Annotated in this window: 12 protein-coding genes and 1 pseudogene; 5 read left to right on the forward strand and 8 right to left on the reverse strand. The window is 61.6% G+C overall.

Translation table 11 applies throughout. The features are described from left to right. From TU79_RS22225 to arnC, 7 genes are read right to left on the reverse strand one after another with little or no spacing between them, the layout of a single operon-like run. Entirely contained in the window at positions 1–1,380 is a 1,380-nt protein-coding gene (locus TU79_RS22225) for a UDP-glucose dehydrogenase family protein (RefSeq protein ID WP_003230688.1), read from the reverse strand. Beyond that, a complete protein-coding gene (gene arnF / locus TU79_RS22230; RefSeq protein WP_057010005.1) occupies positions 1,377–1,778 on the reverse strand; it encodes a 4-amino-4-deoxy-L-arabinose-phosphoundecaprenol flippase subunit ArnF in 402 nt (133 codons plus the stop codon). The genes TU79_RS22225 and arnF overlap by 4 nt, the downstream gene beginning before the upstream one ends. Further along, on the reverse strand, positions 1,775–2,122 hold the full coding sequence (gene arnE / locus TU79_RS22235; RefSeq protein WP_057010006.1) for a 4-amino-4-deoxy-L-arabinose-phosphoundecaprenol flippase subunit ArnE: 348 nt from the start codon (positions 2,120–2,122) through the stop codon (positions 1,775–1,777). Before arnE ends, arnF begins: the two co-directional genes overlap by 4 nt. Beyond that, positions 2,119–3,774, reverse strand: a complete 1,656-nt coding sequence (gene arnT / locus TU79_RS22240) for a lipid IV(A) 4-amino-4-deoxy-L-arabinosyltransferase (RefSeq protein ID WP_057010007.1) — start codon at positions 3,772–3,774, stop codon at positions 2,119–2,121. Before arnT ends, arnE begins: the two co-directional genes overlap by 4 nt. Beyond that, the gene (gene arnD, locus TU79_RS22245; protein ID WP_057010008.1) at positions 3,771–4,655 is read right to left on the reverse strand and encodes a 4-deoxy-4-formamido-L-arabinose-phosphoundecaprenol deformylase; all 885 of its coding nucleotides are present in this window, start codon (positions 4,653–4,655) and stop codon (positions 3,771–3,773) included. The genes arnT and arnD overlap by 4 nt, the downstream gene beginning before the upstream one ends. After that, positions 4,655–6,646, reverse strand: a complete 1,992-nt coding sequence (arnA, locus tag TU79_RS22250; RefSeq protein WP_057010009.1) for a bifunctional UDP-4-amino-4-deoxy-L-arabinose formyltransferase/UDP-glucuronic acid oxidase ArnA — start codon at positions 6,644–6,646, stop codon at positions 4,655–4,657. Before arnA ends, arnD begins: the two co-directional genes overlap by 1 nt. Beyond that, entirely contained in the window at positions 6,643–7,674 is a 1,032-nt protein-coding gene (gene arnC / locus TU79_RS22255) for an undecaprenyl-phosphate 4-deoxy-4-formamido-L-arabinose transferase (protein WP_057010010.1), read from the reverse strand. The genes arnA and arnC overlap by 4 nt, the downstream gene beginning before the upstream one ends. Positions 7,675–8,086: 412 nt before the next feature. On the opposite strand from arnC, the gene TU79_RS22260 reads away from it, so the two are divergent. Continuing rightward, entirely contained in the window at positions 8,087–8,905 is an 819-nt protein-coding gene (locus tag TU79_RS22260) for a M949_RS01915 family surface polysaccharide biosynthesis protein (RefSeq protein WP_057010011.1), read from the forward strand. A gap of 108 nt (positions 8,906–9,013) precedes the next feature. Beyond that, positions 9,014–9,928: a site-specific integrase gene (locus tag TU79_RS22265; protein ID WP_057010012.1), complete on the forward strand. Its 915-nt coding sequence runs from the start codon at positions 9,014–9,016 to the stop codon at positions 9,926–9,928. Positions 9,929–9,999: 71 nt separating this feature from the next. Here TU79_RS22265 and TU79_RS22270 read toward each other — a convergent pair whose 3' ends face one another. Beyond that, positions 10,000–10,857, reverse strand: coding sequence for a glucose 1-dehydrogenase (locus TU79_RS22270; RefSeq protein ID WP_057010013.1), 858 nt, complete (start codon positions 10,855–10,857; stop codon positions 10,000–10,002). Positions 10,858–11,061: 204 nt separating this feature from the next. Here TU79_RS22270 and TU79_RS27110 point away from each other — a divergent pair. The 3 genes and pseudogenes from TU79_RS27110 to rbsK form a co-directional block, all read left to right on the forward strand. Continuing rightward, positions 11,062–11,817, forward strand: a pseudogene (locus TU79_RS27110) (MCP four helix bundle domain-containing protein); the annotation flags it as partial. A 132-nt stretch (positions 11,818–11,949) separates the two neighbouring features. Next, positions 11,950–12,675 carry a methyl-accepting chemotaxis protein gene (locus TU79_RS27115; protein WP_414896195.1) on the forward strand — a complete coding sequence of 242 codons (726 nt, stop codon included), beginning with the start codon at positions 11,950–11,952 and terminating at the stop codon, positions 12,673–12,675. A 163-nt stretch (positions 12,676–12,838) separates the two neighbouring features. After that, complete coding sequence (gene rbsK / locus TU79_RS22280) at positions 12,839–13,759, forward strand: ribokinase (RefSeq protein ID WP_057010015.1); 921 nt, start codon at positions 12,839–12,841, stop codon at positions 13,757–13,759. The last annotated feature ends 21 nt before the right edge of the window (positions 13,760–13,780 follow it).

The raw sequence follows: 13,780 nt of genomic DNA on the forward strand, positions 1-13,780 counted from the left end.
TCAGGCTTCCACAACCTGGGGCAGCCATTGCTGCTGGGGTATCGGCAGCGTGCAGGAGTCGCCACGGCCCATCGGGAAATACTGGAAGCCCTTGCGCGCCAGGCGTTCGCCGTCATACAGGTTGCGACCATCGAAGATCACCGGGGTTTTCAGGCGCTGGTGGATCAGATCGAAGTCCGGCGCCTTGAACTGCTGCCATTCGGTGCAGACAATCAGCGCATCGGCGCCCACCAGGGTGGACTCCGGGGTGCCCATTAGCATCAGGCGTTCTTCATCGGCGTAGAGGCGCTGGGTTTCCTGCATCGCTTCGGGGTCGAAAGCGCGCACATTGGCGCCGGCGGCCCACAGGGCTTCCATCAGCACGCGACTGGGAGCGTCGCGCATGTCATCGGTGTTGGGCTTGAAGGCCAGGCCCCACAGGGCGAAGGTCTTGCCGCGCAGATTGCCCTTGAAGAACGCGTTGATGCGCTCGAACAGTTTGCTCTTCTGGCGCTGGTTGATCGCTTCCACCGCCTCCAGCAGATCGCTGGAGCAGTTGGCCTGCCTGGCGCTGTGGATCAGGGCGCGCATGTCCTTGGGGAAGCACGAGCCGCCATAGCCGCAGCCCGGGTAGATGAAGTGGTAGCCAATGCGCGAGTCGGCACCGATCCCCAGGCGCACGGCTTCGATGTCGGCGCCCAGGTGTTCGGCCAGTTCGGCGATCTGATTGATGAAGCTGATCTTGGTGGCCAGCATGCAGTTGGCGGCGTACTTGGTCAGCTCCGCGCTGCGCAGGTCCATGAAGATGATGCGGTCATGGTTGCGGTTGAAAGGCGCATACAGGTCGCGCATCACGTCGCGCACTTCTTCGCGCTCGCAGCCGATGATGATGCGGTCAGGGCGGCGGCAGTCGGCAACGGCCGAGCCTTCCTTGAGAAATTCCGGGTTGGAGACGATATCGAACTCCAGATGACGGCCGGCCACACGCAAGGCTTTTTCGATGTGCGCGCGCAGGGTGTCGCCGGTGCCGACGGGCACGGTGGATTTTTCCACCAGAATCACCGGGGCCACTCGATGGCGGGCCACGGCATCACCCACCGACAGCACGTATTTGAGGTCGGCCGAGCCGTCTTCGTCCGACGGCGTGCCCACGGCGATAAACAGCACTTCGCCGTGTTCGACCGCCAGCTTTTCATCAAAGGTGAAGTGCAGGCGACCGCTCTCCAGGTTCTCCTTGACCATGGCCGCAAGACCCGGCTCGAAAATGCTCACATGGCCCTGCTGCAACAGCTTGACCTTGTTTTGATCCACGTCCATGCAGATGACATCGTGACCGACTTCGGCTAATACAGTGGCCTGCACCAGACCGACGTAACCACTACCAAATACACTGATTTTCATGAGGCATTCCTGGGACTTGCTGCGCTAGCACGGCGGGAGTTGATAACCAACACACCGAGGATGACAAACGCCACCCCCAGGGTTTTTGAAAGCGAAAAATATTCGTTGAACACCGGCAGGCTGGCGGCCAGCAGGTACACCAGCGCATAGCTGATGCTCAGTAATGAATAGGCACGGCCCAGCGGCAGGTGCTTGAGCGCACCCAGCCAGCAGAGCATCGACAGCGCGTAGGCGAGGATCGCGAGAATCACCACGCCCAGCGCACTCGGATCAATCGATGCACTCAGCCACTCATGGGGCAGCGGCAGGCGCGTCATGCTCCAGCGCATGCCCAGTTGTGCGGCGCTGACCAGGCCGACGCTGCCCATGGCCAGGGTGAAACCCCGTGCGCGGCTCATACCTGGCGCCCCAGCAGCACAACGCCGGCAATCACCAGCGCCACGCCCAGCCAGTGACGGCCGTCGACGGGCTCATGGAACACGAACCGCGCCATCAACGTGACCAGTACAAAGTTCAGGCTGAGCATCGGGTAGGCAATTCCGACTTCCAGACGCTGCAACACCAGCAGCCACACCAGCAGGCCAGCACCCAGGCACAGCAGCGCCGACCACAACCACGGCGAGCGCAGTTTCAGCGCCCAGCCCGCGGGCAGGTGGCGCCAGCTTTCCACGGCAAATTTCTGCGAAACCTGGCCCATGCAGGTGAGCAGGCAGGCGGCGAGCAACAGCAGCAGGGTGATCACGGTGCCACCTGCGCGAAGATCAGGATCACGATGTTGCCTTGCTCATACCGTTTGCCGTCCTGGGGCAGCAGGTTGACTTCAGCGATTTCGTCGTCCCCCTTGACCCTCATCACCACGCCGACCGGGCCCTGTTTGCGCGCATCACTCATCCATTGCTGAATCTGGTGGGTGTCCACCAGGTGATGGCCGGCATCCGGGTAGGCGAGGCCGTATTTCACTTCGCCGATGGAGTTGTAAAGCGTCACGTCGGGGCGTTGCAGGCGCCAGGCCAGGGCCGACGCGGCGCCCAGGTCGTTGCTCAGCAGCGCGGTGGCCGGTTGCAGCTCTTGCAGGTGATCAAGGATGAACTGATCCGGGGTCTTGTTGTAAACCACCGAATGGGGCAGCGCGGCCGGGGCAAGGGCTACCAGCAGGCCGCTGCCAATCAGCGGCGCCGCCCACAGCGTCAGCGGGCGCAAGGCCTGCAGCAGGTTGGCGATGACCCAGCCGAACAGGCAGACACACACCAGCACCAGGCTGAAGGTTTCCTGACCGGGTTCGTACACCGGTTTTTTCAGTTGTACCCAGACCAGCGCCAGCATCGCCACGACACCGAGAATCAGGTTCAGCCAACCATTGATGCGCAAGGCACGGAGGCGGCCTTGGGCCAGTTTGTCGGCCAGCGCATGGCTCATCAGCAAGGCCAGGGGCAGCAGGCACGGCATGATGTAGGACGGCAGCTTGCCTTTGGCCAGGCTGAAGAAGGCCAGGGGCATCAGCAGCCACAGCAACAGATAGGTGATTTTCGGCGAGCGCTTGTCCAGCCAGGCCTGCTTGAAGGTGGAGGGCAGCAGGCCCAGCCACGGCAGCGAAAAGGCGGCCAGCAGCGGCAGGTAATACCAGAACGGCTCGGCGTGCTGGGCATCTTCGCCGGCAAAGCGTTGGATATGCTCGTGCCAGAAGAAGAAGTGCCAGTAGTCGGGCTCCTGCAGGTGCACGGCCAGCGCCCATGGCAGGCTGACGACAATCGCGACCGCCACGGCCACCAGGCCATAGCGCAGCAATTCGCCCACGCGCTTTTGCATGACCATATAAGGCACGGCAATCAACACCGGCAGCAGCCACGCCAAAAAGCCCTTGGTCATGAAGCCCATGCCGCAGGCGAACCCGAGCAGGGCCCATGCCCACAGGCGGCCACGCCGGGTGCTGCTGTCGAGGCAAAACCACAGCGCAACGCCGGTGAGGTTGACCCAGAAGGTGAACTGCGGATCGAGGTTGGCATAACCGCCCAGCGCCGCCACGCTCACAAAACTCATGTACAGCACGGTGCTGATCAGGCTTTTCTGACGGTCATCCCACAAGCGGCGCGACACGGCGTACACCAGCAGGATGCTCAGGCCGGTGCTCAGGGCAGAGGCAAACCGTACGCCGAACAGGTTCTGCCCGAAGATCGCCTGGCCGAACGCGATCATCCAGTAACCGGCGGCAGGCTTTTCGAAATAGCGGATGCCCATGAAGTGCGGCGCGGCCCATTTGCCGGTCAGCAGCATTTCCTGGCTGATCTGCGCATAACGCGATTCATCCGGAATCCACAGGCCATGGGTGGCCAATGGCAGCAGGTAAAACGCGCCGAAAGCCAGCAACAGCAGGGGCAGCGCCCAGCGCCGAATCATGCCTGCTGCACTCCAAGCCAGCCTTCGCGGCCGCTCAAGGCGCCGCGCACCAGTTGCTGCCGGGGGAGGGTGTCGACGTCGGCGGGCAACAGCTCACCCAGTGGAGCGAACTCGATGCCGCGCTGCCCTGCCTGGGCGAGCAACTGGCGAAAATCATGGGCCATCAGAATCCCTTCTACTTCTGCGTGGATCGTGTAGACGTTGAGCTTGGCCGCTTCAAAGCGGTCAAGAATGAAGCCGTTGAAGTCTTTGGCAGCCACTACCGGCCCGACGACTTCGTCGAAGGTCGGCAGGTCTACCGGAATTTGTGGCGTACCCGCACTGCCATCGGCCAATATCGGCCGAAACAGGCTGGTACCCCGGCAATCGCTGTTGTAGCGAAAATTGAACCCTTGCTTGGCTTGCACCACGCGCTCATCGGCACGCCAACCGGCGGCCGCTGAGCAATCGACGCGCTCACCGAGGATGTCGCTCAGGGTGTCGACGCCACGGCGGATCTGCTCGGTCAGCTGTGCTTCGCTCCAGCGCCCGGTGTTGGCCTGCCAGCCGTGGTGGTCCCACGCGTGCAGCCCAACCTCATGCCCGGCTGCCTTGGCCTGGCGCATCAGGTGCCCCAGGTCGCGGCCGATCGGTTTGCCCGGCCAGGCGGTGCCGGCCAGCAAAATATCCCAGCCATACAGGCCGGCAGCGTTGGAACGCAGCATCTTCCACAGGAACTGCGGACGGATCAGGCGCCACAGGTGGCGCCCCATGTTGTCCGGCCCGACGCTGAAGAAGAACGTCGCTTTAACCCCGGCTTCGTCCAGGGATTCGAGCAGCCGCGGCACGCCTTCACGGGTGCCACGGTAGGTGTCGACGTCGATGCGCAAGCCTGCCTTCATTACTTTTTGTCCGCGATTTCGAGCATGGCTTCGCGCAGGAAGAAGTCCAGCGTGTTGCCGATGGTTTCGCTCATCTCCACGGTCGGCGCCCAGTTCAGCAGGCGCTTGGCGTTGTCGATGCTTGGCTTGCGGTGGGCCACGTCCTGGTAACCGGTGCCGTAGAACGCCTTGCTCTCGACGTCGCGGAAACCGGCGAACGGCGGGAAGTTGCCACGCAGTGGGTGGGCTTCGAACTGACGCAGCAGCTCTTCACCCAACTGACGGATGCTGGCTTCGTTTTCCGGGTTGCCGATGTTGATGATCTGGCCGTTGCAGTTATCGTTGTCGTTATCAATGATGCGCGCCAGGGCTTCGATGCCGTCGGCGATATCAGTGAAGCAACGTTTCTGCTCACCACCGTCGAACAGCCGGATCGGCGTGCCTTCCACCAGATTCAGGATCAACTGGGTGATTGCGCGGGAGCTGCCGATACGCGCCGAATCCAGGCGGTCCAGGCGCGGGCCCATCCAGTTGAACGGACGGAACAGTGTGAACTTCAGGCCCTTGTCGCCGTAGGCCCAGATCACGCGGTCGAGCAGTTGCTTGGACACCGAATAGATCCAGCGCTGCTTGTTGACCGGGCCGACCACCAGGTTGGAGGTGTCTTCGTCAAAGTACTGGTCCTGGCACATGCCATAGACTTCGGAGGTCGACGGGAAGATCACGCGCTTGTTGTATTTGACGCAGTAGCGCACCAGCTTGAGGTTTTCCTCGAAATCGAGCTCAAACACGCGCAGCGGGTTGCGGGTGTATTCAATGGGCGTGGCGATGGCCACCAGCGGCAGCACCACGTCGCATTTCTTGATGTGGTATTCGATCCACTCGGTGTGGATGCTGATATCGCCTTCCACGTAATGGAAATTGGGGTGGCTGCGCAGGCGCTCGATGGCGTCGGAGCCGATGTCCAGGCCATAAACTTCGTAGCGGTCATCACGCAGCAGGCGCTCGGACAGGTGGTTACCGATAAAGCCGTTGACCCCCAGGATCAGCACGCGGGTACGGCGTGGCTTGCGGCCGGATTCGGCACCGCGCAGCACGGAGCCGTCCACCAGGCCCAGTTCATCGGCCAGGGAAGGGCCGGCCAGGTACAGGCCGGTGGCGTTGCGCTGGCCGAACTTGATCACCAGGGAGTCTTCACCGCAGGCGATGCGCAGTGGGTTGACGCTGATCACGCGACCCGGCGTCAGGCCTTCATTGCCCTTGACCACCTCGGCCTGCCATACGATCAGTTTGTGCTCGCCCACGGCGCAGAAGGCGCCCGGGTAGGGTTGAGTCACCGCACGCACCAGATTGAACAGCTGTTCAGCCGGCTTTTTCCAGTCCAGCTTGCCATCGGCAGCGGTACGGCGACCAAAGCAGGTGGCCTGGCTTTCGTCCTGGGCGGTTTCGGTCAGCTTGCCCTGTGCCAGTTGCGGCAGGGCGTCGCGTAGCAGGCTGGTGGCCGCGTCACGCAATTTGGCGTGCAGGGTCAGGCCGGTATCGCTGCGGTCGATCGTGACTTTTTGCTGGGCGAGGATCGCGCCGGCATCGGCACGCTTGACCATGCGGTGCAGGGTCACGCCGGTTTCGGTTTCGCCATTGACCAATACCCAGTTGGCCGGGGCGCGGCCACGGTATTTGGGCAGCAGCGAACCGTGCAGGTTGAACGCGCCATTTTTGGCGGTGGCCAGCAGGGCTTCGCTCAACAGGTTGCGGTAGTAGAAAGAGAAGATGTAATCCGGGTTCAGCTTGGCGATACGTTCGACCCACAGCGGGTGGTTGGCGTCTTCCGGAGCGTGTACCGGGATGCCATTGCGTGCGCACAGTTGCGCGACGGAGCCGTAGAAATTGTTTTCCTTGGGATCATCGGCATGGGTGAACACGGCAGCAATGTCGTAACCCGTAGCGAGCAGGGCTTCGATGCCTGCACAGCCAATATCGTGGTACGCGAATACAACAGCTTTTGAACTCATGACTGAACCTGATCGGAAGAAGTGGAGGTATGGGAAGACACCAGGCCGTCGACGACGACCACGGGTGCAGGTGCTGCCGGTTGGTTGCGCAGCACTTTTTCGATAAAGAAACGGGGGCGGGCGCGCACATCGCTGTACATGCGTCCCAGGTATTCACCCAGCAAACCCATGCCGATGAACTGGCCGCCGGTGAACACGAACAGCACCGCGAACAGCACGAACATGCCGTCACCGGCCCACTGTGCACCGAAGGCCAGGCGCAGGATGACCAGCGCGAAGGCGAACAGCACGCCCAGCGCCGCCAGGCTGAAACCGACGATAGAGAGCAGGCGCAGTGGCGTGGTGGTCATGCAGGTGAGCAGGTCGAACATCAGGCTGACCAGGCGCATGGCGCTGTATTTGGATTCGCCGTGTTCACGCTCGGCGTGGTGCACCAGGATTTCCGTGGTGTGGCGGGCAAAGCCGTTGGCCAGGATTGGAATGAAGGTGCTGCGCTCGCGGCAGGCGAGCATGGCGTCGACGATGGTGCGGCGGTAGGCGCGCAACATGCAGCCGTAGTCAGTCATGGCCACGCCGGTGGAGCGCTGCACGGCGAGATTGATCAGGCGCGAAGGCCAGCGGCGAAAGGCCGAGTCCTGGCGATTGTTGCGCACCGTGGCGACCACGTCGTAGCCAAGGGCGGCTTGCTCGACCAGGCGCGGGATCTCTTCCGGCGGGTTTTGCAGGTCGGCGTCCAGGGTAATCACCACCTCGCCCCGGCATTGTTCGAAGCCGGCCATGATCGCGGCATGCTGGCCGTAGTTGCGGTTGAGGATCACCGCCACGATGTTGCTGCCTTGTTCGTTCGCCGCGTCTTCGAGCATCTGGGCCGAGTTGTCGCGGCTACCGTCATCCACCAGGATGATTTCGTATTCGTAGGCCAGTTGCTTGCAGGCGGCGGTAGTGCGACGCAGCAGTTCAGGCAGGCTCTCTTGCTCGTTGTAAACCGGGATAACGATCGACACGCAATGAATAGGGTAGGGTTTCAAAGATTCATGACCTCGGGGTTAGCGCAACTTGAAGCGTGAAAACAGCAGCAATCAGGGGGCGAACATGCAGGCCGCAGGTAACTGAGCGGTGCCAAAGCTGGAACATTATCAACAGGTTAGCCTGTATAGCGCGGTTTACTGTGAAGTACTGTGTTTAAGATTAAGCGCAAAAATGTTGAACAGATATGAAAGCCTGATGAAAAACTCGTTTATTTGACAGGTAGACAGCTAGGGTTCAGCTAAGCAGTCAGGGGCCTGCAGGCCAGATTTGGCAGGGAAAACGGGGACAGGTCGCCCTGCATTCAGGCCAACTTCATCTCCCGTGATCCGTCGCCGGATTTTATTCAACAATCTTCTCTGCATTGCGCCTCAAGTGCCGGTAAAGTAAGCCATCTCGTGCCAGGATAGTCGGATGAATAGCGTGCAGCTTTTGCGCGGCCAATTGCGGCCTGCGTTGATCGGTTTAATGATGACCGTAGCCTGTGTCGGTACGGTGAGGGCCGATGAAGGCGTGGCGCTCACGCCTGTCAATCAGGTGCCGGACGGCGTCGAAGTGCGCGGCAAGCAAGTGGCGGCGTTCACGTGGGATGATCGCCAGGGCAAGAACCTGCTGGTGCTCGCCGAACAAATCAGCGAGCGCGACGACGATGGCAGCCAATCGGCATTCGTCTACGCAGCGCAGTACCTGATCGATGGTGACCGCCCCAGGCGCATGTGGATGCTCTACGACGACGTACAACGCTGCGAATTCGATGCGGCGCTGCGTTTCGACATGGCGGCCACCAGGGTCACCGACCTGGCGGGAGACGGCAGCACCCAGGCCACCGTGGGCTATTCGCTGACCTGCGCCAGCGACGTAAGCCCCAATCAATTCAAGCTGATCATGCATGTGGGCAAGTCCCGGAAGTACCGGCTGCGCGGTGTCGACCGCTACGGTGCGGCGTGGTGGGACGAGGAGCTCGGCGCATTGCGCGGCATGCCTCTGCCAACCGATTGCAGCGTGGCCGCGCAACAGGCACTGGTCAGCCAGTACAAGGAGCAGGGCACCGAACTGCCATTGCCGGGGTGCTATGGCGATGAGAAAGACTTTGCCAAGGCCCCTGAGCGCTACCTGACTTTCATGCGCCAGCACTGGTTCGCACTGATGAAGCAGCAGGACACCGAGTGGGGCCAGGCGCAGACCCAGCCCCAGCCGCAGGAACCCACCGTAGACGAAGACTCGGCGCCGTGATGTGGTGCGAGGGCTGATCCTGCGCTAGACTCAGGCCTCGCCAATTCACTAAATACCTCGACTAATCAATGGATTGCTCGTGGTATTTAATCCAAAGGCTGATCTACCTTGACTGAGTCTATCCACAACCCGCTGACCCTCTACCTCACCCGCCTGGCCCCCTCCAGCCAACTGACCATGCGCTACGTGCTGCAAGACGCGGCCGACCGCCTGGGTTTCGAAGACACCAACCTCGAAGACATCGACTGGCACCATCTGCAACCCGAACAGGTGATCGCCCTGGTTGCCGCCCTGCGCGAAGACGGCTACGCGCCCAATACCTCATCGCTGTATGTGAATGCCGTACGCGGGGTGATGAACGAGGCATGGCGCATGAGCCTGATCAGCCAGGAGCATCTGCTGAAAATGCGCACGGTCAAGGCTACCCCAGGCAGCCGTTTGAGCCAGGGTCGCAACCTGCGGCGTACGCTGATCCGCGAAATGATGGACGTGTGCGCCGCCGATCCTCGCCCCCAGGGCCTGCGCGATGCGGCGGTGATCGGCATTCTGTACGGTTCGGGAATGCGCAAGTCAGAGTCGGTGAACCTGGATCTGGCGCAGATCAATTTTCAGGAGCGCAGCCTGCGGGTGATCGGCAAGGGCAACAAGGAACTGGTCAAGTACGCGCCGGATTGGGCCTTCGCCAAGCTAACGGCCTGGCTGGACTTTCGCCGCGAACAGCTCAAGGAGGGCGAGCAGGACGACAGTTTCCTGTTCAACCGTATACGCCGGGGCAGCCATATCACCCGCGAGCGCATCACCAAGCATGCGATCTATTACATCGCTCGCCAGCGCGGGGAGCAGGTGGGCGTCAAGATCATGCCCCACGACTTTCGCCGCTCGTTCATCACGCGGGTGATCGAGGAGCATGACCTGTCGATTGCACAGAAGCTGGCACACCACACCAATATCCAGACCACCGCCAGTTATGACGTGCGTGGGGATAACGAGCGGCGGCGCGCGGTGGACAGGTTCGACCTGTAGCTGCCTTCAGCTTGATGAAGATCAAAATGCAGGAGGGGCTTGCCCCCTCCCACATGGGTTTTGCGTGGGGCTTAGAGGATGGGTTTACCACCGGTCACCGCGTAGCGCGAGCCGGAGATGTAACTGGCCTCGTCCGAGGCAAGCAATACGTAGATCGGCGCCACTTCCACCGGTTGGCCTGGTCGGCCCAGTGGGGTTTCGCTGCCGAAACTCTGCACATCCTCATCGGTCATGGTGGCCACGATCAGCGGCGTCCAGATCGGACCGGGGGCGACACTGTTGACGCGAATCCCCTTGCTGCCCAGCAACTGAGCCAGGCCACCGGTGAAGTTGGCGATGGCGCCCTTGGTGGCAGCGTAGGCCAGCAGGGTCGGCTTGGGCATGTCGGAGTTGACCGAACTGGTGTTGATGATCGAACTGCCGGCTTTCATATGGGGCAGGGCGGCCTTGCAGATGCGAAACATCGCAGTGATGTTGATATCGAAGGTCTTGACCCATTCCTCATCCTCGATCTCTTCGAGGGTTTCGTGGTTCATCTGGAAGGCGGCATTGTTGACCAGTACATCAATGCGGCCGAACTGCTCGACGGTCTTGTCCACCAGCGCCTGGCAGGTGACCTTCTGCGCAATGTCGCCGGGCAGCAACAGGCACTGACGGCCGGCTTCTTCAACCCAGCGCGCGGTTTCCCGGGCGTCTTCGTGCTCGTCGAGGTAGGCGATGGCCACATCGGCGCCTTCACGGGCGAACGCGATGGCGACGGCGCGACCGATGCCGCTGTCGGCGCCGGTAATCAGCGCGATCTTGTTGGCCAGCCGACCGGAGCCTTTGTAGCTCTGTTCGCCGCAGTCGGGATAAGGATCCATCTTCTTTTGAGTGCCTGGCACGGCTTGGGCTTGTGGGGCGAAGGGAGGGCGTGGGTAATCAGTCATAACAATCTCCATAGAGTTCCAAGGGTGCTATGGGATTAGTAGTTCGGGCCCTGGCGATAGTTGTGATGGATGCGGCTCAGGCCCGACGAATGGTTGGCATTCAAACGGCGCGGCGTTGAAATTTATCTAAAAAACCCGCCGAACCTGCCGATAACGCTACTAGCGGTAGGACCGCCCATCGGCGGTTCAGGCAGGGGATAAGGCATGACGATCAGACTACGCTTGATGTTGTTGATTGCGACTGGACTGCTTGCGGCGTTGGTCATGAGCTTGACCGGTTACCTGGGCAACACCCGGATGGGCGATGCCGTGGCCGATAACGCGGTGAGCATGACCGTGCTGCGCAACCACATGGAAGCCGACATGATGCACGATGCCCTGCGCGCCGATGTGCTGTCGGCAATGCTGGTGGGCTTGGGCAAGAGCACCAGCACCAAGGCCGAGGTCACCCAGTCGCTGAAAGAACATGCCGACCACTTTCGCCAGGTGCTGGGCGATAACCTCAAGCTGCCGCTGGACGACACGCTCAAGACCAGCCTGGAAAAACTCCAGCCCACCCTGGACACCTATATCAGCGCGGGCGAGCGCATCGTCGCCCTGGCGCTGGATAATCCCGAGGCCGCTCGCGGCGAGCTGGACACGTTCAACAGCGCGTTCAGTCATCTGGAAGACCAGATGGCGGCCCTGAGCGAGGTGATCGAAAGCAAAACCGAACAGAGCGGCGCAAGCACCCGGCAAACCCTCAGCAATGCCAACCTGACCCTGGGCGCAGTGTTGATCGTCAGCCTGTTGCTGCTGCTGGCGCAGGGCCGCTGGGTGATCCTCAGCATCATGGGGCCGCTGCAGACCGCGAGCAGGATTGCCGCGAGCATCGCCAGGGGCAACTTGAGCGAGCCGATCACCGAGCCGCGGCGCAAGGACGAAGCGGGCATGCTGATCAGCAGCCTGGCGACCATGCAGCGCGACTTGCGCGGCATGATCGAGGTAGTGCGCAGCAACGCCCATGAGGTCAACCACATGAGCGAACAACTGAGTCACGGCTGCCATGAAGTTGCCAACAGCAGCCAGCAGCAAAGCGGCGCGGCCAGCACCATGGCGGCTGCCGCCAGCGAAATGACTGCCAGCATCGAGGAAATTACCCGGCATGCCGGGCGTGCCCTGGACATGGCCAATCAGGCCGAAGCCCTGGCCAAGGATGGTGGTCGGGTGATCCATCAGGTGGTCAACGACATGGGCGGTATCGCCCGCTCGGCGCAGCAATCGGCTCAGGTTATCCGGACTCTGGACAAAGAATCCGAGGCGATCTACAGCATCATCCAGGTGATCAAGGGCATCGCCGACCAGACCAACCTGCTGGCGCTGAACGCCGCGATCGAAGCGGCCCGCGCCGGTGAGCAGGGGCGCGGCTTTGCGGTGGTGGCCGATGAAGTGCGCAGCCTCGCAGGCCGCACCAGCGCGTCGACCCAGGAAATTGCCAGCATGGTAGAGCGCATTCAACAGAGTACGCGCGAGGCGGTGACCAGCATGGAGGAGGGCGTCGCCCAGGTGGACAAAGGCATGGCCGTGACCGCCGAGGTCGAGCGCGCCATTCGCGAAATCCTGCAGGCCACCCTCAGCACCACCGAGCTGGTCAACGATATTTCGCGCACCATCGGCGAGCAGAGCCTGGCCAGCAATGAAATTTCCCATCAAGTCGAGATGATCGCTGGGATGTCGCAGAACAACAGCCGGGTGATCGGCGAGACGGCATCGACCACCGACCATTTGTCCGGCTTGGCCGGCAAGTTGTCGCAATCGGTGGATCGGTTCAGTTTGTAAGGTTCGTAGCGCAACCCGCCGGCCCACGATGGGCCGGCTTTTTTTTGCGCGAACGCCATGCACTACCGAAAAAAAGATTGAATATTCACACCATATGTTATTTAAATAACAAAACAAAAGCGGCACGACCTGCCTGGCCGTGCCGCAACAAGGTGGAATAGCAATGAGCAAGATCGCAGTCATCGGCAGCAACATGGTGGATTTGATTACCTACATCGACCGCATGCCGGTTCAGGGCGAAACCCTGGAAGCGCCGGACTTCGCCCTCGGTTGTGGTGGCAAGGGCGCCAACCAGGCGGTGGCGGCTGCCAAGCTCGGTTCCCGGGTGCTGATGTTGAGCAAGGTGGGTGACGACATGTTTGCCGACAACACCCTGGCCAATTTTCAGCGCTTTGGTATCGATACCCGCTATGTGCAGCGAGTGCCTGGCGTCTCCAGTGGCGTGGCACCCATCTTCGTGCGCTCGGACTCCCATAACAGCATTCTCATCGTCAAGGGCGCCAATGCGCATCTGGCGCCGGCGGACATTGATGCTGCAGCGGCCGAGTTACGTGAGTGCGCGCTGATCGTGCTGCAACTGGAGATCCGACTGGAGACGGTCTACTACGCCATCGAGTTCGCGCGCCGGCATGGCATCGCGGTGCTGCTCAATCCGGCGCCGGCCCTGGCGGGGTTGAGCCCTGAGCATCTGGCGCAACTGGATTTTCTGATCCCCAACGAATCGGAGTTGGCGCTGATCACCGGGCAGGTGGTGGACTCGCCGGCCACCGCTCAAACCGCTGCACGCACATTGGTTGCCAGTGGCATTCGCCACGTCATCGTCACCCTGGGCGAACAGGGGGCACTGTACGTGGGCGAGGAGGGCGAGTTCCGCGTGCCGGGCCGCCAGGTTGCGGCCCGTGACACCACGGGCGCCGGGGATGCCTTTATCGGTTGCTTCATTCACCACTGGAACCGCGACGGCAATATTCAGCAGGCCATGGAACAGGCTGTGGCGTACTCGGCATGCTCGGTCATGGCGCTGGGCACGCAGTCTTCCTATCCCGACAGCGAAGCGTTCGCGCGCTTCCAGCAACAGCCGTAACACCCTCATCCCAGCCCGGAG

It is taken from the genome of Pseudomonas trivialis (assembly GCF_001439805.1).
In the GTDB taxonomy this organism is placed as follows: Bacteria; Pseudomonadota; Gammaproteobacteria; order Pseudomonadales; family Pseudomonadaceae; genus Aquipseudomonas; species Aquipseudomonas trivialis.

What these genes read in the sequence shown, in the direction of transcription:
- TU79_RS22225 (WP_003230688.1), bottom strand. Translation starts at nt 1,380, where the DNA reads ATGAAAATCAGTGTATTTGGTAGTGGTTACGTCGGTCTGGTGCAGGCC.
- arnF (WP_057010005.1), bottom strand. Translation starts at nt 1,778, where the DNA reads ATGAGCCGCGCACGGGGTTTCACCCTGGCCATGGGCAGCGTCGGCCTG.
- arnT (WP_057010007.1), bottom strand. Translation starts at nt 3,774, where the DNA reads ATGATTCGGCGCTGGGCGCTGCCCCTGCTGTTGCTGGCTTTCGGCGCG.
- arnD (WP_057010008.1), bottom strand. Translation starts at nt 4,655, where the DNA reads ATGAAGGCAGGCTTGCGCATCGACGTCGACACCTACCGTGGCACCCGT.
- arnA (WP_057010009.1), bottom strand. Translation starts at nt 6,646, where the DNA reads ATGAGTTCAAAAGCTGTTGTATTCGCGTACCACGATATTGGCTGTGCA.
- TU79_RS22260 (WP_057010011.1), top strand. Translation starts at nt 8,087, where the DNA reads ATGAATAGCGTGCAGCTTTTGCGCGGCCAATTGCGGCCTGCGTTGATC.
- TU79_RS22270 (WP_057010013.1), bottom strand. Translation starts at nt 10,857, where the DNA reads ATGACTGATTACCCACGCCCTCCCTTCGCCCCACAAGCCCAAGCCGTG.
- TU79_RS27115 (WP_414896195.1), top strand. Translation starts at nt 11,950, where the DNA reads ATGGCGGCTGCCGCCAGCGAAATGACTGCCAGCATCGAGGAAATTACC.
- rbsK (WP_057010015.1), top strand. Translation starts at nt 12,839, where the DNA reads ATGAGCAAGATCGCAGTCATCGGCAGCAACATGGTGGATTTGATTACC.